The organism is Coriobacteriia bacterium, assembly GCA_031292615.1.
Classification (GTDB): Bacteria; Actinomycetota; Coriobacteriia; order Anaerosomatales; family JAAXUF01; genus JARLGT01.
In genome coordinates this window covers 1-25,917 of sequence record JARLGT010000073.1, presented here as the reverse complement: position 1 = coordinate 25,917, position 25,917 = coordinate 1, and the positions used below count along the sequence as shown (strand labels likewise).

Here is a 25,917-nt window from a genome sequence, read left to right as displayed (position 1 = left end):
GCCCGCAAGACAGGTGCCGTTCCGGCCACCATTGCGATTCTCGGCGGCCGCATGAAGGTCGGCCTGACCGCCGAGCAGTTCGAACACCTCGCCTCGACGCCAGGCATCGCAAAGGCCTCCCGCCGAGACATCCCCACGCTGCTGGCAAGCGGCACGGACGGCGCCACGACGGTCGCGGGCACAATGCTTATCGCAGCGCTTGCTGGCATCCGCGTCTTTGCGACCGGCGGTATCGGCGGCGTGCACCGCGGCACCGAGCGTTCGATGGACGTCTCGGCAGACCTGCTCGAGCTCGCGCGGACGGAGGTGGCTGTAGTGTGCGCAGGAGCCAAGTCCATCCTGGACCTCGGGCTGACGCTTGAAGTGCTCGAGACCCACGGCGTGCCCGTGCTGGGCTACCAAACCGATGAGTTCCCCGCGTTCTACACGCGCACGAGTGGCTTTGGGGTCGATGCACGATTCGACACGCCCAAGGAGATCGCGGCGGTGCTGCAAGTTCGTCGCCAGCTCGGAACGGGCGGCGGCACGGTAATCGCCAACCCGATTCCGGAGCGCTACGCACTGGACACCGATGAGGTAGACGGCTGGATCGCGGCCGCGCTCGCCGATGCTGACGCGGCAGGAGTGCACGGCAAGGCGGTCACACCGTTTCTGCTTGCACGCGTCCACGAACTCTCGGGCGGGCGCAGCGAAGAAGCCAACAAGCAGCTGGTCTACAACAACGTGCGCCTCGCTGCGCAGATCGCAAGGGCGCTGTAGCGCCGGTCATTCAGACCCCGCGGCACAGATTATGACGGTGTGCGCGCTGGCGACCGACGGCGACCTATCCCGCGTGCGGCCCCTGCGCGATCATCCCGAAGACGAAGACGCCCGCCCACAGCGCCCAAGGCGCGAGGACTACGCGTGACAGTGTGACGGCTGCTGCTTGGCGCTTGGTGGCGGTAGCCCACTGCGCGACCGCCGTCACGATGATCATGCCGAACATGGCGACCAGTGCGAGCACGGTGTGCACGATGTGTATGCCTGGCCGCAGGTCCAAGCCCCCGATCGACATCCCCATCAGGAACGTCGCCAGCACGTCGAACACCGCGCCGACCCACAGGAACATCAGCGTTCGGTTCGAGAAGGCTCTGGCCCGAAACGCAGCCCAGGCACCTATCGAGTACAGAATCAGTGCGATGAACACCGCAATCAGGCCACCGAGGATGTTGAGGGGCATCGTGTGACTCCTTGTCTGCAGGCCGGCAACTCCAGACTACGCCGCGCCAGCCCGTTCACCTGCCTGGAACAGGCGCGCTCGATGCTATGGCTCTGGCGCCGTGATACCCCAAGGGGTATAGTCGATTCGACCGCGCGCAGAACCGGAGGATCTCGAGTGCCGTATGAGAAGTTCGATGTCAGCAAGCTCGAGCGCCTGAACGACCCCGCACGCTTCGAGTACCTGGATCCCGAGACGATATGGCAGGCCGCCGACGCAGTCGATCCGCGCGTCGTCATCGAAATCGGCGCTGGGACCGGGATGTTCGCGTGCCGCTTCGCTGCTCTCGTGCCAAACGCCGACGTGTACGCCGTCGACGTGGAGCCGACGATGGTCCGCTGGATGTTCGAGCACCGGCCCTCCGCACTCTCTGGGCGCCTCAAACCTACCCTCTCGCGTGAGACCGTGGTTCCGCTGCCCACTGGTGAGGCCGACGTCGTCGTCATGATCAACGTCCATCACGAGCTCGCCGATCCCACGTCCACGTACCGCGAGGCGCTTCGCCTGCTGCGCATCGGAGGCTCGGTCGTCATCGCCGATTGGGCACCGGGTGACGACGCCGGAGGTCCGCCGCACGGTGTCCGCGTGCCGGCAGAGGAGATCGCGGCGTTGCTCGGCAGGGTCGGATTCGCCGACGCCATCACACATGACGGCCTGACCAGGCACTCGCTGGTCTCGGCAATCAAGCCGGCTGTCTGCGCCTTGTAGTCAGCCTACCGTTGTGAGGCAACCGCCTCGCACAACCCGTGGGGAGTTGAGCGCATGAAGGTGAACGAGGGGAACGCGGATAGAGTGATTCGGCTCGTCTTAGGCGCGGTCTTGCTAGGAGTTGGGCTGTTCTTTGTGAAGGGCACCCTGGGAATCGTCCTCGACGTCTTAGGTGTCGTCGCACTGATCACGGGAGCGACCGGATTCTGCCTGCTGTACCGCTTGTTCGGCGACTTCAGCACCAAAAGGGCCTAGAACCACCGAGCAGAACTGGAGAACCACGTGAGCGAACAGATCAAGATCGCAGTGCCAACGAACGGACCCGGAGGCATCGATGGAGAGCGTTCGGCACACTTTGGCCATGCCGATTCGTTCACGATCGTGCAGGTCGCTGACGGCCAGATCGTGGGCGGCGACGTCGTGGTCAACCCACCGCACTCGCACGGTGGATGTGCGATTACCGTGAGCATGCTGGCCGATGCTGGTGTAGGAGGTGCCATCGTCGTGGGCATGGGCGGTGGACCGCTCTCGGCCATGAACCGCACCGGTATGAAGGCGCTCTTCGACGACCAATCGCCTACCCCTCGGCAGGCGGTCGAGGCCTTTATCGCCGGCGAGTTGCGTGAGTTCGGCAGCGAGAACCTCTGCGCCGGCCACTAACGCCACAGTTCCACGCCCACCCGAAAACCGTATTGCGATACCCTCGACACGCACCGGGCGCCTGACGCTCGGTGCGTGTGCAGCTAACAGCGAGCAAACGATCGGCGTCGCGCTGGCATCGGAACGCCAAGGAGCACTCATGGATTGCGCACTACCCGCAGGTCCGACCCCGCTCTTCACCCCCGAGCGCCGCGGCGCCACGCAGACCGCTTTCCTCGCCGAGCACCCCGGCTACGGCGCCGGCACACCGCTCGACGCCTTGCGCTCCGCCGAGTACGGCCGCCTCGACGAGCTGGGGCACGTCTATCTCGACTTCACCGGTGGCGGACTGTACGCCGCTTCGCAAATCGAGCGGCATCAGGAGTTGTTGCGGATCGGAGTTCTCGGCAATCCACACTCGCACAATCCGACGTCGCGCGCGTCCACAGCTCTGGTCGAGCGCGCTCGAAACGCCGTGTTCGAGTACTTCAACGCCGCCCCGGCCGAGTACGACGTGGTGTTCACGGCCAACGCAAGCGCGGCGCTCAAGCTCGTCGGCGAGTCGTACCCGTTTGGCGCCGGCGATCGCTACTTGCTGACGTACGACAACCACAACTCGGTCAACGGCATCCGAGAGTTCGCGCGTGCTGCCGGCGCGGAGGTCACGTACCTGCCGGTGGGCGAGCCCGACCTGCGGCTCGACTGCGCGATGGTCACTAGCGAGCTGAAGCGCGTCGCCGAAGGCCACAACCACCTCTTCGCTTTCCCTGCGCAGTCCAACTTCAGCGGCGTGCAGCACCCGCTCGAGTGGATCGACGAGGCCCACGAGTTGGGCTGGGACGTTCTGCTCGACTGTGCAGCGTTCGCGCCCACGAACCGCCTCGACCTCTCGGCGATCAAGCCTGACTTCGTGCCGCTGTCGTTCTACAAGATGTTCGGCTACCCCACCGGCATCGGCGCCCTCATCGTTCGCCGAGAAGCCCTGCGCAAGCTGCGCCGCCCGTGGTTCGCTGGCGGGACGATCACGTTGGCCTCGGTGCAGGGCAGCGGCTGGCACCATCTAGCTCCCGGGCACGTCGGCTTCGAGGACGGCACGGTCGACTACCTCGGGCTGCCAGCCGTCGAGATCGGGCTTGAGCACGTCTCGGCCGTGGGTATCGACGCGATCCACGATCGGGTGATGGCGCTGACCGACTGGCTGCTCGGCGCGATGGGCCGGCTGCAGCATTCGAGCGGCGCGCCGATGGTGCGGGTGTTTGGGCCGCTCGACACCGAATGCCGCGGAGCGACCGTCGCGTTCTACCTGCTCGACCCCGAAGGTGCGCCCTACGACGTCGACCGGATGGAAGAACTCGCGGGGCGTCGCGGCATCTCGCTGCGCACAGGCTGCTTCTGCAACCCGGGCGACGGCGAGGTCGCGCACCATATAACGCCCGACGATATGGCCGAGTGCTTCGTGGGCAAGGCGGCGCCGGTGACGTTCACCGAATGCCGCGACATCATCCGCGACACCACCGGCAAGATGCCCAACACGATGCGCGTGTCGTTGGGGATAGCGAGCAACTTCGCCGACGTCTACGCCTTCATGAGCTTCGCCGAGAGCTTCCGCGACTGCGCGCCGGGAGATCTGCCCGAGTAGAAGCGACACCCAGGCCCGAGCTTTGGCGCAGCGCACGGTGCCGGGACCCGTTCACGTGCATCGTCCGGCTACTTCTCGCGGATGAACGTGCCTTCCTCAAGCTCTTCGAAGGCGGCCTCGAGTTCCTCGCGCGTGTTCATCACGATAGGCCCGCCCCAGCTTACAGGCTCGCCGATCGGCTTGCCCGAGAGCAGCAGGAAACGAAGCGGCTGCGTGGCCGTGGTCACGACGACCGACTCGCCGTCGTCGAACAGGGCCGTCGTCCCGTCGGAGACGCACGCCTCGGCGTCCATCGCGTCGGCGAAGCAGCCCGAGCCCGCGATCGCGTAGGCGAAAACCGTGTGCCCCAACATCGTCGGGTGTGTGAAGCGGGAGTTGGGCGGCACCGTTATGTCGAGGTATTCGGGCTCGGTCACGATGTCGCAGATCGGCCCGGTCACGTCGTCGACGGTGCCTGCGATGATGCGGATGGCCACGCCGCCCTCGGTCACGATCAGTGGGATCTCGTCCTCCGAGACGCCTTGGTAGCGCGGCGCCATCATCTTGTCGCTGGCCGGAAGGTTAACCCAGAGCTGGAAGCCCTCGATCACGCCGTTCTCGTCGCCGAGGGGCATCTCCTGGTGGATGATGCCGCTGCCAGCCGTCATCCACTGCGCGCATCCCGAGCCGATCACACCGGAGTTGCCGATGGAGTCGGCGTGCTCGACGTCGCCGCGCAGAAGGTAGGTCACCGTCTCGATGCCGCGGTGCGGATGCCACGGGAAGCCCTTCTTGAAGTGCTGGGGCTCGTCGGAGCGAAAGTCGTCGAGCATGAGGAACGGGTCGAAGCGCGGGACTTGGTCGAAGCCGAAAGCGCGACGCAGGTGCACGCCGGCACCCTCGCGAGTGGGTCGAGCGTGGTAGGTAGCGGCAACGCCGCGGATGTCAGTCATGTCAGCCAGTCTCCTCGTGTTCCCGTGTCGTCGGGTGCGGTGTAGCACGCAAGCTCGGTGCCAGAAACACCTCTCGGCAACATAATCTTTACTGAAATGGTCATGTTTGTGCGCAAACCGGGTGCACAGGCCGAAACTCCCTCTTCATGGGACGGAAACACGGGCATGGTTCACTGCCTGTATGACCCCTGAATCCATCCCGGAAACAGATACATGCGCTTCACCTGCCGACGAACTCTCGGCGCTTCTCCAGGTCAGCCAGACGATGGTCTCGAGCTTCGACATCGACCGCAACCTGCGCAAAGCGATGCGAGTGCTCGCCGAGAGCCTCGACCTGCAGCGAGGCACGGTCGCGCTCGTGCATCCCGAGACGCGAGAGCTGCGAATCGCTGCCGCACACGGGCTGACGCGAGCCGAGATCGCGCGTGGCATCTACCGCGTCGGCGAGGGCGTGGTCGGCCGCGTCGTCTCTAGCGGCAAGGCGATGGTCGTGCCGAACATCGGCGAAGAGCCGCTCTTCCTCAACCGCACTGGTTCGCGTCCGGCCAAGACCGATATCGCCTTCATCAGCGTGCCGATTGTGCTACGCGGGGAGGTGCTCGGCGTGCTCTCGGCAGACCGCGTGTTTGGCGATGCCGCGGTCTCGCTCGACGAGGACGTGCGCGTGCTCGAGATCGTCGCCTCGAACATCGCGCACGCGGTGCGTCTCTACTGGACCTACCAGCATGAGGTCGAGAAGCGCGAAAGCCTTCGCCGAGAACTGCGCGGCCGCTACTCGATGCCCAACATCATCGGCGACTCCGACTCGATGCAGGAGGTCTTCCGCGTCGTCACCAAGGTTGCGATGTCTCAGGCCACGGTGCTGTTGCGCGGAGAATCGGGAACCGGCAAAGAGCTCATCGCACACGCGCTCCACTACCAAGGAATGCGGCCCAAGGGCCCGTTCATCGCGATCAACTGCGCCGCGTTACCGGAAAACCTCCTCGAGGCCGAACTCTTCGGCTACGAGAAGGGTGCGTTCACGGGTGCGGTCGCTAGCAAGCAGGGACGCTTCGAGCTGGCCCGGGGCGGCACGATCTTCCTCGACGAGGTGGGCGACGTCTCCCCCGGCCTTCAGGCCAAGCTGCTGCGCGTTCTCCAGGAGCGCACATTCGAACGGCTCGGCGGCACAAAGACGCTGACCACCGATGCGCGCATCGTAAGCGCCACCAACCGCGACCTCGAGCACATGACCAAGCAAGGCGAGTTTCGCGAGGACCTCTACTGGCGCCTCAACGTGGTGCCGGTCTTCCTCCCCCCGCTTCGCGACCGCCGAGAAGACCTACCGCTGCTCATCGAGCACTTCCTCGGCCGCTTCGGCCAGCTGGCTGAGCGCGAAGTCGGCGTGTCGAGCGAGACGCTGCGTCTGCTGCTGCGCTACCCGTGGCCGGGTAACATCCGCGAGCTCGAGAACACGATCCAGCGCTTGGTAGTGCTCGCCGACAACGACCTACTGGAACCCGGCGATCTGCCGATGCACCTGCTCGTTCACGACCTGCCTGAGGAGGGCGGCGGCGCGGGGATGTCGTTGGAGGACGAGGTCGAGGCGCTCGAGCGACGTCGCATCGTCGCTGCACTTCGCAAGCACGCCTACGTGCAAGCCAAGGCCGCCCGCGAACTCGGGGTGACCCCGCGCCAGCTCGGCTACAAGATCCGCAAGTACGACCTGGAAGCCAGCTGATGGCCGAGATGCCGACCGTCCACGATCCCAGCGCTTCAGGCGAGGCAATGCCCACGGGCAGTTCGGTTTCCGCGGTAGGCGACCTGGAAGTGGCGGCGGCCGTCGAGCGTTTCTCGGACGGAGCGGTCGAGGCGCGCTTCGCCGAGCAGGTCGAAGAGCGGCGCGTCGAGTTCGACGCTATCGTCGGGATGCTGCTGCTGCAGACAACGCCGGGAGTCAATCCGGCGCAAGCCGAGGTCGTCGCGCGAGCGATTGCGGCTGCGTGCCTCGGCGAGCAGCACCTTTGGCGCGATCTGGAGCTTCCCAATCGCGGAGTGCTTCGCAGGCTGTTCGAGGCGTACTTCGAGCCATTCGCAGCCGACAATCTCATGGACATGCGCTGGAAGAAGTTCCTCTACCGCAAGTTGTGCCGGTGGGGCGGCTTTCACACGTGCAAGGCTCCCAGTTGTGGCGCGTGCTCCAGCTACTCGGAGTGCTTCGGCACGCAGGCCTAGCCCCCTGCGCGGCCCGCGCGACTCCCTACTAATCGTGGGGTATCAGCGGCTGCAGGTACGCTGCGGCCGAATCGACGTCGTCAAACACGCCGAGCAGGTAGTCGGCACCAAACGTCCGTATGATGCGGGTCACATCGGCACCGCTACTGGCAATCGCAATGTCGCCGCCGGAGGTCTCCAAGACAACGTGTGCTTTGAGGAGCCTGCCAAAGGCCTGACTGTCGATGTAGGTCACGCCGCCGAGGTCGACGATTACGGAGCCACACGACTCCTGGGCGGTCTCGATCACCGCCCGCTCGAACTCATCGACCAGGATTCCGTCCAAGTCGCCGCTGAATGCGAGCACGGGAATACCCGCGCGTTGGCTGGTTACGACGGCTAGATCCATGTGAAGCTCCCCCTTCTAGCCACGCTTGGTAACGCCTCTTCGGGTTGTACCCAACGAGCCGAATCCCGCACAACACCGCGTCTGGGCGTCTACTCGCCGCGCCCAGACTCGTGGCCCGCTAACGCCGATGCGGCAGCCGCGGCCTTGCGCTCCAGCTCAGAAACTCGTGCTTCGAGATCGCTGGGAGCCGCCGACCCCGCCGTCTCGGACGGGGTCGCAGCGAGCATGGGTGTCTCGGCGTGGCGGCGAACGAACTTCAGATAGCCCAGTCCGATGGCGACCAGAAGCGCGAACGCAATCACCACGAAACGAGCGGTCGAGTTGCCGGAGAAGATGACCCAACCGGTGCCGTAGAGCATCGTGAACAGTCCGCCAAGCAGAAGCCCGTTTGAAAGCACTCGAAGCTGCTCGCTTCGAACGAGCGACACCCCCATCACTAGCGTCGCGAAGACCACGAGGATGATGCTCGTGTTGCGCGCCCAGATCTTCATGTCCGCATCGATGACGTCTTGGAGCGCGTTGCGCTGGTTTTGGAGCTTCTGGATCTGCGCCTGCTGCGTCGCATCAAGGCTCTTGTTCTGGTTGACCGAGGTGATCGCCTCGATCTGACGATCGATCTTCTGCTGAGCTTGCTCGCGCTGCGTCGCTGGCGACGGATAGAACGTGTTCACCCCAACGCCGATAAACGCCAAGACCATCAGGCCGAGGAAGAACGAGAAGATCGTCTGCAGCGCGTAGTGCTGTCGATCCACGCCAGCCATGATCGCCGCCTCCCCTCGAGATCTGTCCCTCAAGAGGAATCTACCCTGCTCGGAACGCGAGGGCGGCTACTGCCCGGTCTTGGCTGTGAGCTCGTCGATTTCGAAGACCAGCATGCGGAAACGCTTCAGCGCCTCTGGCGTGTCGAGCTTGTTGCGCTCCCATATCTCCACCTCGTCCTCGGGCGACTCGAGCTGCGAGACCAGCGTGCGCATGCCCGCGCGGATGTCACCCGGATCCTCGAGCACGCGCATGCGGCCGGACATCACGACCGACTCGTAGGGGTGCGCGCACTCCCCCACCTTGTAGCCGAGGTCACCGATCACGGTCGCGCATGCAGCCGGATTGGCAGCGATGATGTCGAGCTTGCGACCCTTCGGCGCGATGTGGAAGCACAGGCGGCGGCGGTCAGCATCGTAGCCGCAACTCAACGTCACGGCGTACGGCTGGTCGCCATCGGCGAGCGCGATGGTCGCGTAGCGAGCGGCCCGCAGAATGCGATCGATCTCGGCCGGGTCGGTGATCTCGAGGTCGTGCCGGCGCAGTTCGTGGGTCATGAGTTCTGGCTCCGGGGCTCGGGGAGGCGTCGCAGACGACTCTACCGGAAGCGCCGCGCACCGCGTAGCACCGGATCGTCAATCATGCACGCGATGGAACTCCGTGCCATGGCAGAAAGGGCAACTCGGCAGCGGCTCACCTCGCACGACGTTGACGCGCGTGCCGCAGATTGTGCATTGATAGCGCCCGGGGCCCGGCGGTGGCCGGAGCACCAGATTCGGGCCGAATCCGGCTCGCCCGCCGCGTCATTTGCTCGGTACGCCACGCTACTCCCGGCCTGGAGGCTTGGGGCGCTCGGCGCGACCGGCAAGCCAACCCTCGCTCGCGTCAGGGAAGCTGTCGAAACGCGGAATGTAGGGCTTGATGTCGAGCAACGGCGTGCCATCGAGCACGTCGATGCCGCCCACCTGCAACTGCGCGCCGTCGCGGCCGAGCAGGCGAACGACCGTGAGCCCGATCCCGTTGGGGCGTGCCGGATGCCGAGTCGCCCACAGCCCATGTGGCTCGTCGCCGAGAAACGTCTGTCGCTGCATCTCCACGGGCGCTGCTCGGTCGAACTCGTAGAGCAGGATGAGGTGCGTGAAGCCGTCAATGTCGGCAAGGCCCTCGGCGTACTCCGGCAGCAAGTCGACCACCCCCACGTTCTCGGGATGGAAGGCGCCTTGAATCGGCGCGTCGTCCTTGGTCGCAAATGGCGTATGAATCGTGCCGATGGGTGCGAGCGCGACCACGTGTGCTCCTCCATAGTTGAACGCGCTGACGGTCAACACTTGGTCGATCCGAGGCAACGCTATTGTCATTCGACGCCGAGAATCACCGCGCTGGCTTTGACGATCGCTGTCACAGGCGCGCCCGTGGTCAGACCGAGGTCGTCTGCAGCCTCGGTAGTAAGGGTGGCGCTGATGTGCTGGCCGTTCCCGAGGTCGACCTTGACCAACGCAGTTACCGGCCCGCGCGTGACCGAGACGACCGTACCTGCGAGCTGATTGCGTGCTGAGAGCCTCATGCGACGTGCTCCTTTCGGTTGAGCGGAACGAGATGCGCCGCGTGGCGCTGATCGAAGACCGACTCCGGAAGCTGCATCGCATGGAGCAGCCGTCGGATCTCTGGTGTGGCCGGATCGCCCACGAGTTCTTCAGGCGAGCCGACCTGGACGGCACCGATTCCCGAGTAGACGACGAGCGTGTCGGCGAGTGCGCATGCCTCGTACAAGTCGTGGGTTACCATCACAAACGGCACGCCGCTATCGCGCTGGACTTCGCGCAGAAGTTCGCGCATCTCTACCCGAAACGGCAGGTCGAGCGCGGACAGCGGCTCGTCGAGCAGCATGGCCTGCGGCTCGAGAGCGAGTCCTCGTGCCAGCGCGCAGCGCTGTTTCTGCCCGCCGGAGAGCTGGTGCGGCCGCTTCATGGCGAGGTCGGCGACGTGAAGCCGGTCGAGAAGCTCTGCTGCGCGCGCCCTGCGCTGAGTTCGCGCGAGTCCCTTGAGCGCGTACTCAACGTTTCCCTGCACGGTCATGTGCGGGAAGAGCTGCGCCGCCTGAGAGACATAGCCGATTCGGCGCTGCTGCGGCGGCACCCAAATACCGGCCGTCGTGTCGCATAGCGTGGCGTTGCCCAAAACAACACGGCCGGCGTCCGGACGGAGTGTACCGGCGATCATGCCCAGCGTGAGCGACTTGCCTGCTCCCGAGTAGCCGAACAGCACGGTGAATCCGTCGCGCACGGCCCACCCGACGTCGAGGTCGAATCCCAGCAAGCGCTTATGTAGTGAAACCGACAGCCCGCTCAACGTACAGCCTCTGCGCTGAGCCGTCCGGCGCCGAGCAGGACCGCCGCCGACACGGCCGTAAACACGACGACCAGCAGCGTTGCCGTCTTCCAGTCTCCGTAGATGACTGCGTTGTAGACCTCGAGAGCCATCGTGTTGGTCTGCCCCGGTATGTTGCCCGCGACCATGATTGTCGCGCCGAACTCGCCGAGCGCCCGTGCGAACGCCAGCGCCAGCCCCGCGACGATGCCCCGTGCCGCGAGCGGCAACACGACGTAGATCGCCGTCTCGAGCTCTCCTCGGCCAAGGGTGCGTGACGCGTCGGCGTGCGCAGGATCGACTGCGGCGATCGCGGACCGGGCAGTGGTCACGCCCAAAGGCAGCGCAATCACGAACGACGCGATGACCGCCGCCTGCCAGGTGAACGTGAGCCCGACGGCGGTGCCAGTAAGGGCCCGACTCGCTCGGCCGAGCAAACCGTTGCGTCCAACAAGGAGCAGCAAGTAGTAGCCGGTAACGATCGGTGGCAGGACCATCGGAAGCATCACTGCAACGCCGGCGGCCGCTTTGCCGCGAAAGTCGCGCGTCGCGAGCACGTAGGCGAGCGGCACCCCCAGAAGCGCAACAAGCACCGTCGAGATACCCGCGACCTGCAGAGAAAGACGCAGGGGGAACGCAATGCTCGCGAAGTCCATGCCTGCGCCTCCATCCGTCCGTGGGAACCGAAGAGGTGGCCCGCCCACCCGGCAGTGGACGGGCCACCGAGGGTGAGCTACTTAGTAGGCGCTGGCTTGAAGCCAGCATCAACGAGGGCGGTCTGCGTTTCCGTCGAGAGCAGATAGGTCACGAACTTCTCGGCGAGAGCGGGTGAAGGGGTTGCCTTGATGGGAGCGGCGACATACTTGATTGGCCTGATCTCGCTTGAGGGAACGGTGTAGGCAACCTCGAGATCGGTCCGACCCTTTGCATCGCTTGCGAAACCTATACCCGCATCGACCTCGCCTCGCGCGACATAGTCGTCGGTCTGCGCGGCGTTGGCGGCGAACACGAACTTGGGCAACAGCGTGTTCCAAAGCCCGAGATTCGTGAGCCACTCCTTGGCCTTAGCGCCATGCGGGGCGGCAATCGGATCGCCAGTCGTCAGCTTGGTCGCCTTCGAGAGGTCGCCCGGCCCGTGGATGCCCTTTGGGTTGCCCGCCGGTACGAGAATCACGAGATCGTTGCCCGCAAATGTCTCGGTCGCGTCGGCGGAGATGAGCCCATCGGCGGTCAGAGTGTTGACCTGGGCCGGAGCGGCGGACAGGAACGCGTCGGTGGGTGTGCCACCCTCGATCTGCTTCATGAGCACGCCCGAGGCGCCGTAGTTGAACACGAGCTTGACGTTGTTAGCCTTTTCAAACGCCGGCGCAATGCTGGTCATCACGCTCTTGAGAGAAGCGGCCGCCGAGACGTTGAGCATCGTAGGTGCCGTTGACCCGCTAGTGGCGGGGGCCGCGTTCTGCGCCCCGCAGCCGGTCAGCAGTAGTGCAACGGCCACGAGACCGCCAGCCAACGCACGCATGACCGACGCCGTTGCCTTCAGAGGAACCATCTTCACTCGAGCCATCCTCAAACCACCTCGCTGTACTCGTCGCCGAGCCGAGCCATGAGTGTCTCGGTCTCCATGTCCACGTCCTTGCCGATCAACCCGCACGCGTCAGCGCGGCACTGGTTGCAGTGAGTCATCTGCGACAGGTACTCGCCGCAGGAATCTCGCGCGGAGTGGATCTGCGCGGGCGTCGGAGGCGCAAGTGCTCGGAATCGCGCCTGGGGAATGAGCGGCAAGATGTTGGAGAGGTGGGCGCCGTACTCGGCAGCAAGCATCGCGACGGCGGGCAGCTCCATGTCGTTGACGCCCGGGATGAGCACCGAGTTGACCTTGACGATGAGCCCGGCGCGTACAGCCAGGCGCAGGCCCTCCCACTGGTTCTCGAGCAGACGCTGCGCGCCTTCGAGCCCGCGCAGGCGCTCGCCGTCGGGACCGCTCACCCACGCGTAGACCTCGTTGGCAGTCTCGGGCATGACGGCGTTGATGGTGACCGTCAGGCTACGAACGCCCACGGCGACCAGGTCGTTGACCCGCTCCGGCAGCGCGAGGCCGTTCGTGGACACGCATAGGATCGACTCCGGGTACTCTCGGCGAACGAGATCCAGAGTCTCGAAGGTTGCCTCGTTGGCGAGTGGGTCGCCTGGGCCGGCGATGCCGACGGCCGCAATCTCTCCCCCGCTGCGCTCGACAACTGCACGGACGCGATCGATCGCCTCGGCGGGTGTGAGGATGGTGCTGGCCACGCCGGGGCGCGACTCGTTGACGCAATCGAACTTGCGTACGCAGTAGCCGCACTGGATGTTGCAGTCCGGGGCCACCGGCAGGTGGATGCGACCAGCCTTCTTGTGCGCCTTCTCCGAGAAGCATGGGTGGTTGTTCATGACGAGGCGCTCGTTGGACTTCGGGCTACAACCCGTCGCTGGGAATCCGTCTGTTGCGGTCATCTCGAGGCCCTCCTTGCGGCGTTTGTTGGCCCGGTACAAGCGCAACACCCGTGCCACTTTCAAATAGCCGCTGAACTGCGGTTTTCCTCCCCAAGACGCCAACAAGCCCGACCATTAGGTCGGGCTTGCGACAAAAGTGTCGGACGCAGGTCGGCGGGGAGGTGGGGCGAACACTCCGCAGCCGGGGGGCGGCGAAGCCGCAGGGGGTCCCCGGCGAGGACGTTCGACCTGCCTTCCCGCCGGCCTGCGTCTCAGCGCCGTCTAGGCCGCCGCGTACTGATGGGCGTTCTTCGCGCACACCTTCGAGCACGACTGGCAACCGATGCAGGCGCCGGCGTCGCACACGGCCATGACCGTGCAGATAATGTCCTCGTCATCCTCGTCGTCGTCGAACTCGACTTCGAGCGGGGCCATGACTCCTCGGCCACAGACCTTGTAGCAGCGACCGCAGCCGATGCAGGCCTTGGAGTCGATCGAGTCCAGGAACTCAGGAACCCACTCGCGGCCGTCGCGCGTCAGTCCGGTGGCCATCTTAAGCCACCGCCTCGACGCCGACCTCGCCGGTACGGATACGCGTAGCTTCTTCAATCGGCGAGACGAAGATCTTGCCGTCTCCCGGCTGGCCAGTCTGGTTGATCTCGATGAGCTTCGCGACCACGGCGGGCACGGCTGCGTCTTCGACGATGATCGTCAGCAGACGCTTGGGGACGTAGAGGACCACCTTCGGGAGGAAGTGCTCGAGCGCATACTCCGACGGCGTGGCGTAGAGCGGCACGACGGTCGAGTTGCACATGCGGCCGTCCTCGTCCATGTCGGCCAGCGAGCAGGCGACGTCTCCGCGCTGCTTGCCTCGGCCCTCCACGGTCTGGATCGAGAGCGACGGGAGTCCGAGTTCGGCCAGCGCCTCTTTAGTGAGGTGCAGCTTGTCTCGGCGGATGACGACGGTGAGTTCTTTCACAGTCCCACCTCGCCGGTACGGATGGTGTAGGCCTCCTCGACGGGGGAGATGAAGATCTTGCCGTCGCCGATGAACCCCGTGCGCGCTTTGTCTTCGATGACCTCGACGGCGTGCTTGGCTGCCTCGTCCTCGACGACCAGCATCAGCAGCGTCTTGGGGAGCTCGTCGTAGTAGATCGGACCGACCTGCAAGCCCTTCTGCTTGCCTCGGCCAAAGACCGGCATCTTGGTCAGCGAGCCGTAGCCAGCGCCCTCAAGCGCCTGGACGACTTCCTGCTCCTTCTCGGGCCTGATGAATGCTCGAACCATCTTCATGTCGCGTTCCCTTCTCCATGTGCTGTCAGCGGGCGGTTGTCGTGCGGACGGATTACTTCTCGGCGGCGAGCGCCTTGCGCATCCATGGAGCCGGACGGGTGCGCATCGTTTCGACGAGCTGGCCGGCGAGCGAGTCGATCGAGGTGGACGGTTCGGCCTTCAGCGGCATCACGCCTCGGCGTACGAGCTTGGCCGCCGAGGGACCCCCGATCTCGGTGAAGTAGACGATCTTGGCGTCGGCGAGCTTCTCGATCTTGGCGGCGACCGCGGCGTCGTGCAGGTCGCCCATGCCGCGGGTGACTACGACCTCGGTGTCTAGGTCGCTATCGGACACGCGCCTCAGTTCGAGGAACGTGGCGCCCTCGGGCGTGATGTCGTAGATGGCGAAGGCGCCGGCGCGGCCGAAGTGCTCATCGACCGTCGTGCCTCGCGTGGATGCGAACGCGACTTTCATGAGGTGCTCCCTTCGTGAACTCCATGCGTGGTGCCGTGTGACGGGCCGAGCAGATTTGCGATCGCGTCGATCACTTCGGTCGCTCCCTTGTAGCCAACGGTCAGCTGCCGAGACGCACCGTAGACCTCGAAGCGTGGGAACCCGGTCTCGTAGTGCGGGACGCCCAACTCCCGGGCGGTGCGTTTGCCGTGAGTGCCTGCGACGAGCAGGTCGATGCCGGCCGGCACGCTGGCGAAGTCGCCGACCACGACCTCCTCGGCGGGTATTCGACGCGTGATGGGCGCTGCCACCGGCACGACGGCGCACACGGGCCGAGCCGCCATCTCGTCGAGGATCGCGGCCAGCGAGGCGGCGTGGTCGGGCTCCAGCGCAAGAGCGATGCGGCGGCCCGCGATGCGGATGTGGGCGTCGCGCATGGCGTCCACCAAGATGCGACGCTCGCGTTCCAGACGCGCCGGCGCAGGTTCGCCGGATAGCAGCGTGAGCTGGGTGAGCAGCGCGTCGGTGCCGGCCAAGCCGGTCGGGGCGTCGACCACCGTGAACGGGGTGCCGAACTGCTCGCGCAGCCAGCGTGCGGCGGGTTCGAGCGAGGCGCCGATCACGATGGTGTGACCGGCCAACCCGAGCTCGGCGATCTCGGCCACCGTCACTCCACCGCTCGCGAGCGCCGAGAACGAGTCGCGGCTCCCGTCGAGCGCTGAGAGGTCCGGCACGATCGTGGGCATCAGGCCAAAGCCTTCCACGATGTCGCGCAGCTCGCGCGCGTCGGCTGGCGAGACGCTGGGGCCTGCGAGAATGGCGACGCGGGACAGGCTGGGCAACGTGCCCGGCGCAAGAGGACGTGCGAGCGTAAGCAGCGCGAGAACCGAGGCGAGGAAGCCCTCCTCTACCCCGCCTGTGTAGTCGGGCGCGTGAACAGCAAGCACGTGCGCCTCGAGTTCACGGTCGATAGAGCGCACGAGGCCGTCGACGTCGTCACCCTTGACCTCGGCGAGGCCCCCGGCGATCAGCGCGATGACATCGGGAGCCGACGCATCGGCGATACCGCGAACGACCTTCGCGGCCGCCTCGTCGCTGCCCATGACCACGTCTTCGGTGAACAGCTTGGTGGTGCCCATCGAAATGGGCTCGCTGAAGTGCCGAATCTGGAGCACCTTGCCCAAGAACGTGCAGCCTTGAGCGGCGTGAAGCACTGGAATCGCTTGGTCGACGCCCTGAAACGCGAGCGCCGCGCCCAGCGAGGGAGCGTTCTTGAGCGGGTCGATCGTGCCAGTGCGAGCCTCGTGACGGACAGGGGTCAGCGCTGTTGGCGCCGCGCACGTAACATCGATCTTCTGACGCTCGTAGAAGCGGACCGAGTTGGCGAGGTCGGCCGCGAGGTTCTTAAGGCCCTCGTAGCCCGCGTAGGCCGTCTCGCGCTCTTGGTTCACGTCCACAAACGGCCAGCCTTCTTTTGCTGCGAGGTAGCGGTTGCGACCTCCAGCCACAAGCATCGTGGCGCCCTTCTCGGCAAAGTAGGTGCGGATGATCTTGGGCGAGATGTCCTCGATCAGCGGGACGTCGTCGCCAAGGACTCGGCGGACCTTCTCCTCGTCCTCGACGGACGACTTCTTGGTGCCCACAGCAATCGTTTCGACGCCGAGGTCACCCAGCGCCGAAGCCATTGACCAGCTCTTCACGCCGCCCGAGTACAGCACGGCCTTCTGCCCGCGCAGGATCGCGTAGGGCGCGAGCGCGGCCGCGAGACTGACTTCGTGACGGGCGATGACCTGCTCGACGCGAGCGGCCAAGCCTGCAGCCTCCGGCGACGTCGCCTCAAGCGCCTCGGCGATGAGGCGAAGCGAGCGAGCTGTCTCGGTCGCCCCGAAGAACGACACCTCCACGCTCGGGATGCCCCAGCCCTTCTGCAGCCCGGCCGCCACGTTGATGAGCGCCCGGCTGCACACCACGACCGAGAGCTTCGCGCGGTGCGCCGAGCGAATCTCGGCAAACGTTGCGTTACCGGTGATATGCGAGAGCACGCGGATGCCGCACTCGCGTAGCAGCGGCTCGACGAGGTCCAAGTCGCCAGCGACGTTGTACTCGCCGATGAGCGCGATGTCTGTGGGCGTGGTGACGACCGGCTCGGCGGTTCCAATCACGTGCTCGAGCAACGCCTCGCCGGCGATTCGGTTGCCGAGGTTCTTGGGGCCAACGAATCCAGGTGAGTGCACGGGGATGACCGGAAGCCAGAGTTCGGCGGCCAGGTCGTTGCACACCTTGTCCAGATCCTCGCCGATGAGCCCGGTGACGCAGGTAGCGTAGACAAACACGGCTTTGGGGTGCTCGCGCTCCACCACCTCGCGAACGGTTGCGGCGAGACGCTCCTCGCCTCCGTAGACGATGTCGAGCTCGGTGATGTCGCTCGTGAAGCCGCGGCGGTGAAAGTCGCCGGCGGTGGAGTGCACGCCGCGGCCCTCCCACGAGTTGCCCGCGCACACGATGGGGCCGTGCACGACGTGGGCAGCATCGGCAATCGGCATGAGCACGATTGCAGCGCCGTCAAACGCGCACGACTCCCCACCGCGGCTGCGGCAGACCTTGTGCTTCGCATCCGACTGACATCCGGACTCGAGCAGCTTGTCGAGTTTCAGCGACATCCTCGGCCTTCCCTACCGGACCAGGTCGAAGGAGGCGTTGTCCATGCTGGCGCGGTCCATCTCGTCGAGCACCGTGTTGACGATGTCGGTGAGGAGGTTGGCGGCGCCGTTGTAGCCGATGATCGAGCGCTTGTGCAGGTGGTGACGGTCGAAGAGTGGGAAGCCCACACGTACGAACGTGGTGCGCGTGTCGCGCCAGAGGAACTTGGCCGTGCTGGGGCCGAGCAGTAGGTCGACCGGTTCTGTGAACATGAGCGAGCGCAGGTGCCACATGTCCTTCTTGATCCAGACGGTCGCATCCGAGCCGAAGGGCGAGCCGGCCAGCAGCGCCTCGGCGGCCTTCTTGAACTTCTTGTCACCGTTGGTGGCAACGACGTGCACGGGACGCGCACCGATCTCGAGCAGGAAGCTGATGAGTCCGAGCAGCACGTCCGGGTCGCCCACGATCGCGACGCGCTTGCCGTGCACGTACGGGTGCGAGTCGACCATCGAGTCCACGGCGCGGCCGCGCTCGAGTTCGAGTTCTGCGCTGACGGGCTTGCCGGTCAGCTCGGTGATCTCGGCGAGTAGCGCGTCGGTCGCAGTGATGCCGATCGGGAACGGGCCGGAGACGAACGGCTGGTCCCATGTGTTCTTAATGAACTCGCCTGTCTTGACGCTGGCGTAGCGCTGGAGCGCGACCGTACCGACGGCGTTGATCGCCTTGCGGACGTCTTCGAGCTTGGTGCCACCCGTCGGGTACATGTCGTAGTCGCCAGTCGCGGGCGAGTCGACCACGTCGGAGTAGTCGCCCAGGATGCGGTAGTCCACGCCCATCGAAGCCAGGATGTGCTTGATCTCGCGCAGGTTGCCCGAGTAGCCGTCAAAGCCCGGAATGACGTTGAGCGTTCCGTCGGTGGTCTCGGCCTTCTCGCCCGTGAGCTCCTCCAGAATGCCCTTCATCATGACGTCGTAGCCATTGAGGTGACTGCCAGCGAAGCTAGGCGTGTGGGCGAAGGGAATCGGCATGTCGGCCGGCACCACGCCGCGGTCCTTGGCGGTCTTGATGTAAGCGCCAAGGTCGTCGCCGATGACCTCGGCCATACACGTGGTGGAGACCGCGATCATGTCGGGCTTGTACATCGCGTTGGCGTTCTCGAGACCCTCGATCATGTTCGAGAGGCCGCCGAAGACCGCTGCATCCTCCGTCATCGACGAGGAGACAGTGGCGATCGGCTCTTTGAAGTGACGCGACAGGTGGCTGCGGAAGTACGCGGTGCACCCTTGCGAGCCCTGCACGAACGGCAACGTCTTCTCGAAGCCGAGCGCGGCGAGCACCGCGCCGAGCGGCTGACACGCCTTGCAAGGGTTGATGACGATGCCTTCGCGAGCGAAGTTCAGCTCGCGGTACTCCTCGGTCTGAGTCCACGCGCTGACGCGAGCAATCTCCTCGGCGGGGGCGCCGTTCTCGAACTCCCTCTTGCGCTCGAACTGCTCGACGTACTGCGGCTCGCTGAAGAGTGTGTTGTGGTCCTTCGTTGTCATGGCCGGCCTCCTAGCTTGCCGCCAGCTCGGAGGCGGACGTCGCCGCTCCCGGCTTGCGTACGAGTCCCCAAACGGGACTGTTGACGGTCATGTCCATGTCGCGGGCGAACACCGAGAACCCGTCGAAACCGTGGTACGGGCCCGAGTAGTCCCACGAGTGCATCTGGCGAAACGGGACGCCCATCTTGTGGTAGGCGTACTTCTCCTTGACGCCTGAACCCACCAGGTCGGGCTTGAGCGCCTTGGTGAACTGCTCGAGTTCGTAGGGCGTCGCGTCGTCCATTACCACCGCGCCCTCGGGGAGCAGCGGGTAGGTGCGCTTGTACTCGTCGGCGTGGCCGAACTCGTAGCCGGCGGCGATGATCTCCATGCCGAGATCCTCGTAGGCGCCGATGACGTGGCGAGGGCGAAGGCCACCTACGTAAAGCATCACGGTCTTGCCTTCGAGGAGCGGCTTGTACTGGGCGATGATCTCGTCCATCTCCGGCTTCATCTTCTCGATGAGAGCCTCGGCCTTCTCCTTGATGGTGTCGTCGAAGTGCGCCGCGATGGCACGGATCGAGGCGTAGATCTTCGTGGGACCGAAGAAGTTGTACTCCTCCCACGGAATGCCCCAGGTGTCTTCCATGTACCGGCAGATGTAGTTCATCGACCGGTAGCAGTGGATGAGGTTGAGCTTGGCCTGCGGAGCGTTGGCCAGCTCGGCCATCGTCGCGTCACCGGTCCACTGCGCGATCACGCGCAGGCCCATCTCCTCGAGGATTCGCCGAGACGCCCAGGCGTCTCCGCCGATGTTGTAGTCGCCGATGATCGTGATGTCGTAGGGCGTGGTCTCGATCTCGGTCGCGGCCTTCTCGAAGATGTGGTCGCGGATGGCGTCGTTGGCGATGTGGTGGCCCAGAGACTGCGAGACACCGCGGAAGCCCTCGCAGCGAACCGGGACGATCGGCTTGCCGTGCTCGGTGGTCTTGGCCTTGGCGACCTGCTCGATGTCGTCGCCGATCAGACCGACCGGGCACTCGGACTGGATGCTGACGCCGCGAGCGAGCGGGAAGAGCGTGTCGAGCTCGTCGATGATCGTGCCAAGCTTCTTGTCGCCGCCGTACACGATGTCGCGCTCCTGAAAGTCGCTCGTGAAGTGCATCGTGCCGAACGAGTCGACGCCGGTCTCGCCGTTGTAGTAGTTGCGGCGCGACCAGTTGGAGTAGGCACCGCAGCCCACCGGACCGTGGCTGATGTGGATCATGTCCTTGACGGGGCCCCATACGACGCCCTTCGAACCGGCGTAGGCGCAGCCGCGAACGGTCATCACGCCCGGACGCGACTTCACGTTGGACTTCACAGCGCAGGTCGCACATCCGGACGGGTCGTTGGGCTTGACGTGCTTGGCTCTGTCTTCGCGCGCCTTCTCTGGGTAGATCGACAGGACCTCGTCGATCAGCTTCTGAGTCTGGTTGGTCTTTGCAGAGGGGTTGGACATGGCTTACGCCACCGCCCCGGCGGCGTCAGCCTCTTCGACGATGTCGGGCTCCATGATGCCGAACTCCATGAGCAGCTCTTCGAGCTCGTCCATGCTGATCGGCGTCGGGATGACGAGCATCTCGTTCTCGCTGATCTTCTTGGCAAGCTGGCGGTACTCCTCGGCCTGCGCGTGCTCGGGGTTGTACTGCAGCACCGTCTTGCGGCGAAGCTCGGCGCGCTGGACCTCATTGTCACGGGGGATGAAGTGGATCATCTGAGTACCGAGCTTCTCGGCGAGCGCCATGATCAGCTCGTCTTCGCGGTCGGTGTTGCGCGAGTTACAGATCAGCCCGCCGAGACGGACGCCACCGGAGTGCGCGTACTTCAGGATCCCCTTGGCGATGTTGTTGGCGGCATACATCGCCATCATCTCGCCGGACGTGACGATGTAGATCTCCTGCGCCTTGCCCTCGCGCATCGGCATCGCAAAACCACCGCATACAACGTCGCCGAGAACGTCGTAGAAGACGAAGTCGAGGTCGTCGGTGTAGGCGCCTTCCTCCTCAAGGAAGTTGATGGCCGTGATGACGCCGCGGCCGGCACAGCCGACGCCGGGCTCGGGGCCCCCGGACTCGGCGCACAAGATGCCCTTGAAGCCGCGCTGCAATACGTCTTCGAGCTCGAGGTCCTCGACGCTGCCGCGCTCGCGTGCGAGGTCCATGACGGTCATCTGCATCTTCTCGTTCAAGATCAGACGCGTCGAGTCTGCCTTCGGGTCGCAGCCCACGATCATGACCCCCTTGCCAGCGTCGGCCAGCGCTGCCACCGTGTTCTGGGTCGTCGTGCTCTTGCCGATTCCGCCCTTGCCGTAGATTGCGATCTGTCGCATGACTCCTCCTTGATTCCGCCTGCTCGCAGACGTAGATGCCGCGATGTTGGCCCAGGAGAAGCGCAATGGCTGTGCCAAGTTAGATAAGGCTCTGACCTGCGCCTTTGTGATTTGTCCGATGGCGGAGCTCGACGCTTTCGTGCGCAGCTGCGACACAAATGTCGGGATGTTGCGGGCGGGTTTCGCGGATGTCGCGCGCAAAGAGTTCACCTCTGTTGACGCCAACGCGCACCTCTCGCCGACACTCGCAGTCCCGGAGGGGAATCAACACAGGGCGGCCGCTTCTCGGCTCGCGACGACCTCGACTCAAAGGAGCTCCAAGATGAGCGGTGGACCGGTACAGCTGATGGCGTTTGGATACGGCGCGGAGTTAGGCGCCGAGGGCAAGATCATGGCCGAGCTCGATGCACTCCAAGGACGCGGCGTGCTGAGGTTGCTCGACTTCCTGTTCGTGCAAAAGACTCCCGACGGCGACCTGATCATGCTCGACGTCGGCGATGACGACGACTACGGCACCATCCTGTCGGGCTTCTTCCCTTGGGACGAGGAGGACGGCACCCCCGCGCCCGAGGAGCCCAGCGTCGATCCCGACGAACTCGCCGAGCTCGCGGAGTCGCTCGAGCCGGGTCACGCGATGGCACTGGTGCTCGTCGAGCACCTGTGGGCTGGCGGGCTGTTCGAAGCCGTCGAGGCCAGCGGCGGGGAGCTGCTCTCGGAGGGCTTCATCACCGAGGAGGGCGAGGTCATCGTAGGCGCCGAGGTCCAAGCGATCTCCGAGGCTGCGGCCGCCATCGAAGAGGCCCACGCAGTCGAGGCCGCCGCACGCGCCGAGGCGCTGCAGGCAATCGATGAGGCCGGCGTGGCCGTTGAGGTCGCCGAGCAGATCCGGGCGGCAGCCGCCGCCGACGCACTCGAGGCGCTCATCGCGGCAGGCATCATCGAGCAGGCAGCCGCCAACGAGGCCGCCGACGCGATTGCCGAAGCCGGTGTGATCGGCGAAGCCGCGCGCGAGGCGGAGGACGCCGCCTTCGAGGAAGCCGCCGAGGCTATCGCCGTCAGCCACGATATCGAGGATGCCGCCCAAGCCGAGGCCGAGAACGTCGCGGCAGCCGCTGGCCTCCAGGAGGCCATGGCGATCGACGAGGCCGAAGCCGTCAGCCTCGACGCAGGCCTGCGTGAAGAGGCCGCAATCGAGGAGGTAGAAGCAACCGAGGAGCTTGCGGCTCGGCTCGAAGCTGCCGCAACGCTGTCCAAGGCCGAGAAGCGCGTGCTTCACTACCTGAGCACCGAGCTGACGTTTGCGATGATCGCCGACAAGCTCAAGGTCTCGCGCGGCGCAGTGAAGGACCGCGCCGGCCGCCTGTACAAGAAGCTCGGCGTGCACTCGCGCGAAGAGGCCGTCGAAGCCGCAATCGAACTGGGGCTGCTGAAGCGTTAGAGTCGGCCGTCCACGCCGTGCGTGCAACCCGCGGCGTACGTTTCGCGCGCAGCATCAAGCGCCGAGGCGTACGCCGCGATCTGTTCCGGCATCGTGATACCGCCGTCGTCGCACACGAGCATCCCGCCCGACAGTGCGAGCGAACCGGCAGCTACTCCAAGCAGCGCCGCTCCGGACATCAGCTCAGCCGAGCGCACACCGCCCAGCACCACAAGGCCCACACTGCGCGCGAGCGTGAACGACGACTCGAACGCCTCGCGCTCCAGCCCCGCCAGATGCACCGCCGAGAACCCTGCGCGCGCCAGCGCCGGCAGCAACGCACGAACGTCGCCGTCGGAGTGGAAGATCGCCGGCACGTTGTTCTCGGCGGCTTCGCGGGCTAGGCCGCGATAGCACGGGAGCAGCGCGTCGAGGGCGAAGTCGGGCGACACGAGGGGTCCTGCGGCGCCCGCGAGATCGTCGGCGACGAGCAACGCATCCGCGTGCACGCTTCGGCCGGTGCGCGCCTCTTCGAGCGCCTCGTGCAGCGCCTCGCCGAGCAGCACCGCAAGCTCACCAGGCGCAACTGCGGTCATCCGGATCGCCTCAGTCCAGCCAACGCGCTCGGCAACCCGCCCAAGGACTCCCGAGACCGCCCACAGGGAGGCGACGCCGTGCTCGTGAAGCTCACTGACGGCGTCAGGCGCCCACTCTTCGCCCGCGGGAACGAAGGCGAAGTCGATCTCAAGCGCGTGAGCTATGGTGGCTAGCGAACCGGCCGGCCCAACGGCTGAGGTGCCGAACGTAAGCGCCTCAAGCGTGTCTTCAGGCACCCAGGACACTCCTGTCAGCAGGCCGGCATCCGCGCCCGAGAGCGCGCCCGTCACGATGTGACTGGTCATCTATGCGCCTTTCGCTGCGACGGCATACGCGTCCCACACGCGCGTGACTTCTCTCTCCCAGAACGCTCGCCGATCTCCGATTGGCCGACCCAGTTCGGTCGCCGCGAAGTGGAAGTAGCCCTCGCCCGGCATGCCGGTATCGGCACGGACTACTAGTGAGGCGACCATGCATCCCAGCCGAGCATCGGCCTCGGCATCAACCTCACCCAGCAAGTCCATCAGCGCCGACGACCTTGCGCTCACACGCCCGCCCATCGCCCTGCGCGCGACCTCACCGTACGTGACGGTTGCGCGCGACCGGCCCACCTCGGCAAGCAGCTCATCGAGGGAGCGGCGTGCCTCGGCCCACTCCTCTTCCGAGAAGCCCCAACGCCGCTTGGTCGCCACGTTCCCCCCATCCCGTCGCCGATACCTACGATTCTAGTCCCAAGGATGCCGCTGTGTACGGACAAACAGAAAGGCCCGTTGGATGACTCCCAACGGGCCTTTCCAAGCACGGCGATCGCGCCATGCGTTATGTGTGGTGGAGGCGCGGAGAATCGAACTCCGGTCCACGATAGCACCCTAGGAGGCATCTCCAGGCTCAGTCACAGCTTGGGTCTCGGTCAGGACGACGCACCGTGACCGGCGTGTCCCTTCCCAGTCGGTTCAGTCTTTCGCTAAGGCATACCGACTACGTCCTTTGCGGCAGTCCCCTAAGTTGCGCTTTGCCGGTGCTGGGGACGCGCACCGGGTCAGCGTCGCTGGCTATTTAGGCAGCGAGAGCGTAATTATTGGTGCCATTTAATTGGCGTTTACCCCTGTTTTGCGCGGTGAGGAGACCGCGGCCTGCTTCCTCCCTCAGAACTATCGTGTCGAATCCAGTCGCCCCCATGTGGGGTGGATCGAGCGTGTCAAAGTGCATGCGGCCCACCCGGACCGCTCAGGAAGTATACCCGCACACAGCGGGCCCTCGGAGAATCAGTTGCGAACGCCATGCCGAGACCACCGGGTGGCCGCGTGGCGCCTAGGGCACGAGCTGCCAGCGCTACTGCCCCTTCTGGCGCTCCCGAAGCGCGCGCTCGACGTCGCGCTTCTGGTCCTTCGCGGCGATGTCGGCGCGCTTGTCGTAGAGCTTCTTGCCGTGGACGAGTCCGAGCTCGACCTTGACCAGGTTGTTCGGCGCGAAGTACATGCGCAGCGGAATGAGCGTGTTGCCCTTCTCCTTCGTCTTGCCGATCAAGTAGCGGATCTCCTTCTTGTGCAAGAGGAGCTTGCGCGCGCGATCGGGGTCGACGTTGGAGCGATTGCCCTGGTTGTACGGCGCGATGTGCAGCGCCAGCAGCCATACCTCGCCGCGCCGCACCGTGGCGTAGGACTCGCGCAGCGACGCGTGGCTCGCACGCAGAGACTTGACCTCGGTGCCGGTAAGCTCGATGCCGCACTCAAAGACCTCGTCCACGAAGTAATCGTGGTAGGCCCTCTTGTTGTTAGCAATCTGCTTCTCGTCGCGCGGCATGCAGCCTCCGTCACCTGCTCGCGCGGTTGCGAGCGAGTGCCCATTGTAGCGAAGGTCAGCCTGCTACTCGACCGGCCCCTCTACGCAGTAGTAGACGCCTGCCAGATCGTAGGCCGCGTGGACGTCGCAGCGACCGCACACGCAGCCCTGCCGGCTCACGTCGTCGCACATGGTCACGCTCGTCCCGCAGAACAGCGCTTCTTCCTCGAGCGTCATGCACTCCACGTAGCTCGGGCAGTTAGGACAGAGGCAGTCCTCGCGGTTGGCCTCGGTGATCTCGACCATGTGACGCACTCCTTCCACGGCGACTGAGTCAGTTGCACTCGCTCCTCAGTTCGTTCCCCGTCACGGACGGCCCGGGCCGCATGCCAATCGCCTTCGCAGTGTGCGACACTGGCCGCCGGGGACGCGGGCTTCAGGAAGGGTATCGGCGTGGCGCAGAGTTCTGGTGGTGACAGGCGCGG

General features: G+C 65.3%; 31 protein-coding genes and 1 other RNA gene. 8 read left to right on the top strand and 24 right to left on the bottom strand.

Annotated elements, in window-relative coordinates; all coding sequences use genetic code 11:
• A partial coding sequence (locus tag P4L93_06800) for a pseudouridine-5'-phosphate glycosidase (GenBank protein MDR3686645.1) occupies positions 1–759 on the top strand: 759 nt, incomplete at its 5' end.
• 64 nt (positions 760–823) lie between these two features.
• Here P4L93_06800 and P4L93_06795 read toward each other — a convergent pair.
• The gene (locus P4L93_06795) at positions 824–1,219 is read right to left on the bottom strand and encodes a hypothetical protein (GenBank protein ID MDR3686644.1); all 396 of its coding nucleotides are present in this window, start codon (positions 1,217–1,219) and stop codon (positions 824–826) included.
• Between the two features lie 156 nt (positions 1,220–1,375).
• Between P4L93_06795 and P4L93_06790 the strand changes: the two genes are divergently transcribed.
• The 4 genes from P4L93_06790 (at position 1,376) to P4L93_06775 (ending at position 4,244) form a co-directional block, all read left to right on the top strand.
• Positions 1,376–1,966, top strand: a complete 591-nt coding sequence (locus P4L93_06790) for a class I SAM-dependent methyltransferase (GenBank protein ID MDR3686643.1) — start codon at positions 1,376–1,378, stop codon at positions 1,964–1,966.
• Between the two features lie 54 nt (positions 1,967–2,020).
• The gene (locus tag P4L93_06785) at positions 2,021–2,221 is read left to right on the top strand and encodes a DUF2892 domain-containing protein (GenBank protein ID MDR3686642.1); all 201 of its coding nucleotides are present in this window, start codon (positions 2,021–2,023) and stop codon (positions 2,219–2,221) included.
• Between the two features lie 27 nt (positions 2,222–2,248).
• Positions 2,249–2,626 (top strand): NifB/NifX family molybdenum-iron cluster-binding protein, encoded by a 378-nt coding sequence (locus P4L93_06780; protein ID MDR3686641.1) that lies wholly within the window; start codon positions 2,249–2,251, stop codon positions 2,624–2,626.
• Positions 2,627–2,765: 139 nt separating this feature from the next.
• A complete protein-coding gene (locus P4L93_06775) occupies positions 2,766–4,244 on the top strand; it encodes an aminotransferase class V-fold PLP-dependent enzyme (GenBank protein ID MDR3686640.1) in 1,479 nt (492 codons plus the stop codon).
• 68 nt (positions 4,245–4,312) lie between these two features.
• Here P4L93_06775 and P4L93_06770 read toward each other — a convergent pair whose 3' ends face one another.
• Positions 4,313–5,176 carry a pirin family protein gene (locus P4L93_06770; protein ID MDR3686639.1) on the bottom strand — a complete coding sequence of 288 codons (864 nt, stop codon included), beginning with the start codon at positions 5,174–5,176 and terminating at the stop codon, positions 4,313–4,315.
• Between the two features lie 181 nt (positions 5,177–5,357).
• Here P4L93_06770 and P4L93_06765 point away from each other — a divergent pair, with 181 nt between their 5' ends.
• Both P4L93_06765 and P4L93_06760 read left to right on the top strand, forming a co-directional pair.
• Positions 5,358–6,896 (top strand): sigma 54-interacting transcriptional regulator, encoded by a 1,539-nt coding sequence (locus P4L93_06765; protein MDR3686638.1) that lies wholly within the window; start codon positions 5,358–5,360, stop codon positions 6,894–6,896.
• Positions 6,896–7,390 carry a nitrogen fixation protein NifQ gene (locus tag P4L93_06760; GenBank protein ID MDR3686637.1) on the top strand — a complete coding sequence of 165 codons (495 nt, stop codon included), beginning with the start codon at positions 6,896–6,898 and terminating at the stop codon, positions 7,388–7,390. The genes P4L93_06765 and P4L93_06760 overlap by 1 nt, the downstream gene beginning before the upstream one ends.
• Before the next feature lie 28 nt (positions 7,391–7,418).
• On the opposite strand, the gene P4L93_06755 is transcribed toward P4L93_06760, so the two are convergent.
• The 17 genes from P4L93_06755 to nifH all read right to left on the bottom strand — a co-directional run bounded on the left by P4L93_06755 (position 7,419) and on the right by nifH (position 21,636).
• Positions 7,419–7,778: an STAS domain-containing protein gene (locus tag P4L93_06755; protein ID MDR3686636.1), complete on the bottom strand. Its 360-nt coding sequence runs from the start codon at positions 7,776–7,778 to the stop codon at positions 7,419–7,421.
• An 89-nt stretch (positions 7,779–7,867) separates the two neighbouring features.
• Positions 7,868–8,539, bottom strand: a complete 672-nt coding sequence (locus tag P4L93_06750; GenBank protein MDR3686635.1) for a hypothetical protein — start codon at positions 8,537–8,539, stop codon at positions 7,868–7,870.
• 66 nt (positions 8,540–8,605) lie between these two features.
• Positions 8,606–9,094, bottom strand: coding sequence for a pyridoxamine 5'-phosphate oxidase family protein (locus P4L93_06745; protein ID MDR3686634.1), 489 nt, complete (start codon positions 9,092–9,094; stop codon positions 8,606–8,608).
• A 267-nt stretch (positions 9,095–9,361) separates the two neighbouring features.
• Positions 9,362–9,826, bottom strand: coding sequence for a tRNA (N6-threonylcarbamoyladenosine(37)-N6)-methyltransferase TrmO (gene tsaA, locus P4L93_06740; protein MDR3686633.1), 465 nt, complete (start codon positions 9,824–9,826; stop codon positions 9,362–9,364).
• 65 nt (positions 9,827–9,891) lie between these two features.
• A complete protein-coding gene (locus P4L93_06735; GenBank protein ID MDR3686632.1) occupies positions 9,892–10,101 on the bottom strand; it encodes a TOBE domain-containing protein in 210 nt (69 codons plus the stop codon).
• Positions 10,098–10,820 carry an ABC transporter ATP-binding protein gene (locus P4L93_06730; protein MDR3686631.1) on the bottom strand — a complete coding sequence of 241 codons (723 nt, stop codon included), beginning with the start codon at positions 10,818–10,820 and terminating at the stop codon, positions 10,098–10,100. The genes P4L93_06735 and P4L93_06730 overlap by 4 nt, the downstream gene beginning before the upstream one ends.
• A 62-nt stretch (positions 10,821–10,882) precedes the next feature.
• Positions 10,883–11,560, bottom strand: coding sequence for a molybdate ABC transporter permease subunit (gene modB, locus P4L93_06725; protein MDR3686630.1), 678 nt, complete (start codon positions 11,558–11,560; stop codon positions 10,883–10,885).
• 77 nt (positions 11,561–11,637) lie between these two features.
• The gene (gene modA / locus P4L93_06720) at positions 11,638–12,471 is read right to left on the bottom strand and encodes a molybdate ABC transporter substrate-binding protein (protein MDR3686629.1); all 834 of its coding nucleotides are present in this window, start codon (positions 12,469–12,471) and stop codon (positions 11,638–11,640) included.
• A 2-nt stretch (positions 12,472–12,473) separates the two neighbouring features.
• On the bottom strand, positions 12,474–13,397 hold the full coding sequence (locus P4L93_06715; protein ID MDR3686628.1) for a radical SAM protein: 924 nt from the start codon (positions 13,395–13,397) through the stop codon (positions 12,474–12,476).
• 261 nt (positions 13,398–13,658) lie between these two features.
• On the bottom strand, positions 13,659–13,928 hold the full coding sequence (fdxB, locus tag P4L93_06710) for a ferredoxin III, nif-specific (GenBank protein ID MDR3686627.1): 270 nt from the start codon (positions 13,926–13,928) through the stop codon (positions 13,659–13,661).
• Position 13,929: 1 nt separating this feature from the next.
• Positions 13,930–14,355 (bottom strand): P-II family nitrogen regulator, encoded by a 426-nt coding sequence (locus tag P4L93_06705; GenBank protein ID MDR3686626.1) that lies wholly within the window; start codon positions 14,353–14,355, stop codon positions 13,930–13,932.
• A complete protein-coding gene (locus P4L93_06700) occupies positions 14,352–14,669 on the bottom strand; it encodes a P-II family nitrogen regulator (protein MDR3686625.1) in 318 nt (105 codons plus the stop codon). Before P4L93_06700 ends, P4L93_06705 begins: the two co-directional genes overlap by 4 nt.
• Positions 14,670–14,721: 52 nt before the next feature.
• A complete protein-coding gene (locus tag P4L93_06695) occupies positions 14,722–15,123 on the bottom strand; it encodes a NifB/NifX family molybdenum-iron cluster-binding protein (protein MDR3686624.1) in 402 nt (133 codons plus the stop codon).
• Positions 15,120–17,762: a nitrogenase iron-molybdenum cofactor biosynthesis protein NifN gene (gene nifN / locus P4L93_06690; protein ID MDR3686623.1), complete on the bottom strand. Its 2,643-nt coding sequence runs from the start codon at positions 17,760–17,762 to the stop codon at positions 15,120–15,122. Before nifN ends, P4L93_06695 begins: the two co-directional genes overlap by 4 nt.
• Positions 17,763–17,774: 12 nt before the next feature.
• Positions 17,775–19,286 (bottom strand): nitrogenase molybdenum-iron protein subunit beta, encoded by a 1,512-nt coding sequence (gene nifK / locus P4L93_06685; GenBank protein MDR3686622.1) that lies wholly within the window; start codon positions 19,284–19,286, stop codon positions 17,775–17,777.
• 10 nt (positions 19,287–19,296) lie between these two features.
• The gene (gene nifD / locus P4L93_06680; protein ID MDR3686621.1) at positions 19,297–20,766 is read right to left on the bottom strand and encodes a nitrogenase molybdenum-iron protein alpha chain; all 1,470 of its coding nucleotides are present in this window, start codon (positions 20,764–20,766) and stop codon (positions 19,297–19,299) included.
• A 3-nt stretch (positions 20,767–20,769) separates the two neighbouring features.
• On the bottom strand, positions 20,770–21,636 hold the full coding sequence (gene nifH / locus P4L93_06675) for a nitrogenase iron protein (GenBank protein ID MDR3686620.1): 867 nt from the start codon (positions 21,634–21,636) through the stop codon (positions 20,770–20,772).
• Positions 21,637–21,958: 322 nt separating this feature from the next.
• On the opposite strand from nifH, the gene P4L93_06670 reads away from it, so the two are divergent.
• Positions 21,959–23,074 carry a LuxR C-terminal-related transcriptional regulator gene (locus tag P4L93_06670; GenBank protein ID MDR3686619.1) on the top strand — a complete coding sequence of 372 codons (1,116 nt, stop codon included), beginning with the start codon at positions 21,959–21,961 and terminating at the stop codon, positions 23,072–23,074.
• On the opposite strand, the gene P4L93_06665 is transcribed toward P4L93_06670, so the two are convergent.
• The 5 genes from P4L93_06665 to P4L93_06645 form a co-directional block, all read right to left on the bottom strand.
• Positions 23,071–23,955 (bottom strand): hypothetical protein, encoded by an 885-nt coding sequence (locus P4L93_06665; GenBank protein ID MDR3686618.1) that lies wholly within the window; start codon positions 23,953–23,955, stop codon positions 23,071–23,073. The genes P4L93_06670 and P4L93_06665 overlap by 4 nt on opposite strands.
• On the bottom strand, positions 23,956–24,342 hold the full coding sequence (locus P4L93_06660) for a hypothetical protein (protein MDR3686617.1): 387 nt from the start codon (positions 24,340–24,342) through the stop codon (positions 23,956–23,958).
• Between the two features lie 134 nt (positions 24,343–24,476).
• Positions 24,477–24,827: a transfer-messenger RNA gene (gene ssrA / locus P4L93_06655) on the bottom strand.
• Between the two features lie 155 nt (positions 24,828–24,982).
• On the bottom strand, positions 24,983–25,453 hold the full coding sequence (gene smpB, locus P4L93_06650; GenBank protein MDR3686616.1) for an SsrA-binding protein SmpB: 471 nt from the start codon (positions 25,451–25,453) through the stop codon (positions 24,983–24,985).
• A gap of 63 nt (positions 25,454–25,516) precedes the next feature.
• Complete coding sequence (locus P4L93_06645) at positions 25,517–25,738, bottom strand: DUF2769 domain-containing protein (protein MDR3686615.1); 222 nt, start codon at positions 25,736–25,738, stop codon at positions 25,517–25,519.
• Positions 25,739–25,917 lie beyond the last annotated feature (179 nt).

Excerpts from the sequence above, each read along its gene's own strand:
- P4L93_06795 (MDR3686644.1), bottom strand. The coding sequence starts at position 1,219 with ATGCCCCTCAACATCCTCGGTGGCCTGATTGCGGTGTTCATCGCACTG.
- P4L93_06785 (MDR3686642.1), top strand. The coding sequence starts at position 2,021 with ATGAAGGTGAACGAGGGGAACGCGGATAGAGTGATTCGGCTCGTCTTA.
- P4L93_06775 (MDR3686640.1), top strand. The coding sequence starts at position 2,766 with ATGGATTGCGCACTACCCGCAGGTCCGACCCCGCTCTTCACCCCCGAG.
- P4L93_06770 (MDR3686639.1), bottom strand. The coding sequence starts at position 5,176 with ATGACTGACATCCGCGGCGTTGCCGCTACCTACCACGCTCGACCCACT.
- P4L93_06765 (MDR3686638.1), top strand. The coding sequence starts at position 5,358 with ATGACCCCTGAATCCATCCCGGAAACAGATACATGCGCTTCACCTGCC.
- P4L93_06760 (MDR3686637.1), top strand. The coding sequence starts at position 6,896 with ATGGCCGAGATGCCGACCGTCCACGATCCCAGCGCTTCAGGCGAGGCA.
- P4L93_06755 (MDR3686636.1), bottom strand. The coding sequence starts at position 7,778 with ATGGATCTAGCCGTCGTAACCAGCCAACGCGCGGGTATTCCCGTGCTC.
- P4L93_06750 (MDR3686635.1), bottom strand. The coding sequence starts at position 8,539 with ATGGCTGGCGTGGATCGACAGCACTACGCGCTGCAGACGATCTTCTCG.
- P4L93_06745 (MDR3686634.1), bottom strand. The coding sequence starts at position 9,094 with ATGACCCACGAACTGCGCCGGCACGACCTCGAGATCACCGACCCGGCC.
- P4L93_06735 (MDR3686632.1), bottom strand. The coding sequence starts at position 10,101 with ATGAGGCTCTCAGCACGCAATCAGCTCGCAGGTACGGTCGTCTCGGTC.
- modB (MDR3686630.1), bottom strand. The coding sequence starts at position 11,560 with ATGGACTTCGCGAGCATTGCGTTCCCCCTGCGTCTTTCTCTGCAGGTC.
- modA (MDR3686629.1), bottom strand. The coding sequence starts at position 12,471 with ATGGCTCGAGTGAAGATGGTTCCTCTGAAGGCAACGGCGTCGGTCATG.
- P4L93_06715 (MDR3686628.1), bottom strand. The coding sequence starts at position 13,397 with ATGACCGCAACAGACGGATTCCCAGCGACGGGTTGTAGCCCGAAGTCC.
- fdxB (MDR3686627.1), bottom strand. The coding sequence starts at position 13,928 with ATGGCCACCGGACTGACGCGCGACGGCCGCGAGTGGGTTCCTGAGTTC.
- P4L93_06700 (MDR3686625.1), bottom strand. The coding sequence starts at position 14,669 with ATGAAGATGGTTCGAGCATTCATCAGGCCCGAGAAGGAGCAGGAAGTC.
- P4L93_06695 (MDR3686624.1), bottom strand. The coding sequence starts at position 15,123 with ATGAAAGTCGCGTTCGCATCCACGCGAGGCACGACGGTCGATGAGCAC.
- nifN (MDR3686623.1), bottom strand. The coding sequence starts at position 17,762 with ATGTCGCTGAAACTCGACAAGCTGCTCGAGTCCGGATGTCAGTCGGAT.
- nifK (MDR3686622.1), bottom strand. The coding sequence starts at position 19,286 with ATGACAACGAAGGACCACAACACACTCTTCAGCGAGCCGCAGTACGTC.
- nifD (MDR3686621.1), bottom strand. The coding sequence starts at position 20,766 with ATGTCCAACCCCTCTGCAAAGACCAACCAGACTCAGAAGCTGATCGAC.
- nifH (MDR3686620.1), bottom strand. The coding sequence starts at position 21,636 with ATGCGACAGATCGCAATCTACGGCAAGGGCGGAATCGGCAAGAGCACG.
- P4L93_06670 (MDR3686619.1), top strand. The coding sequence starts at position 21,959 with ATGAGCGGTGGACCGGTACAGCTGATGGCGTTTGGATACGGCGCGGAG.
- P4L93_06665 (MDR3686618.1), bottom strand. The coding sequence starts at position 23,955 with ATGACCAGTCACATCGTGACGGGCGCGCTCTCGGGCGCGGATGCCGGC.
- smpB (MDR3686616.1), bottom strand. The coding sequence starts at position 25,453 with ATGCCGCGCGACGAGAAGCAGATTGCTAACAACAAGAGGGCCTACCAC.
- P4L93_06645 (MDR3686615.1), bottom strand. The coding sequence starts at position 25,738 with ATGGTCGAGATCACCGAGGCCAACCGCGAGGACTGCCTCTGTCCTAAC.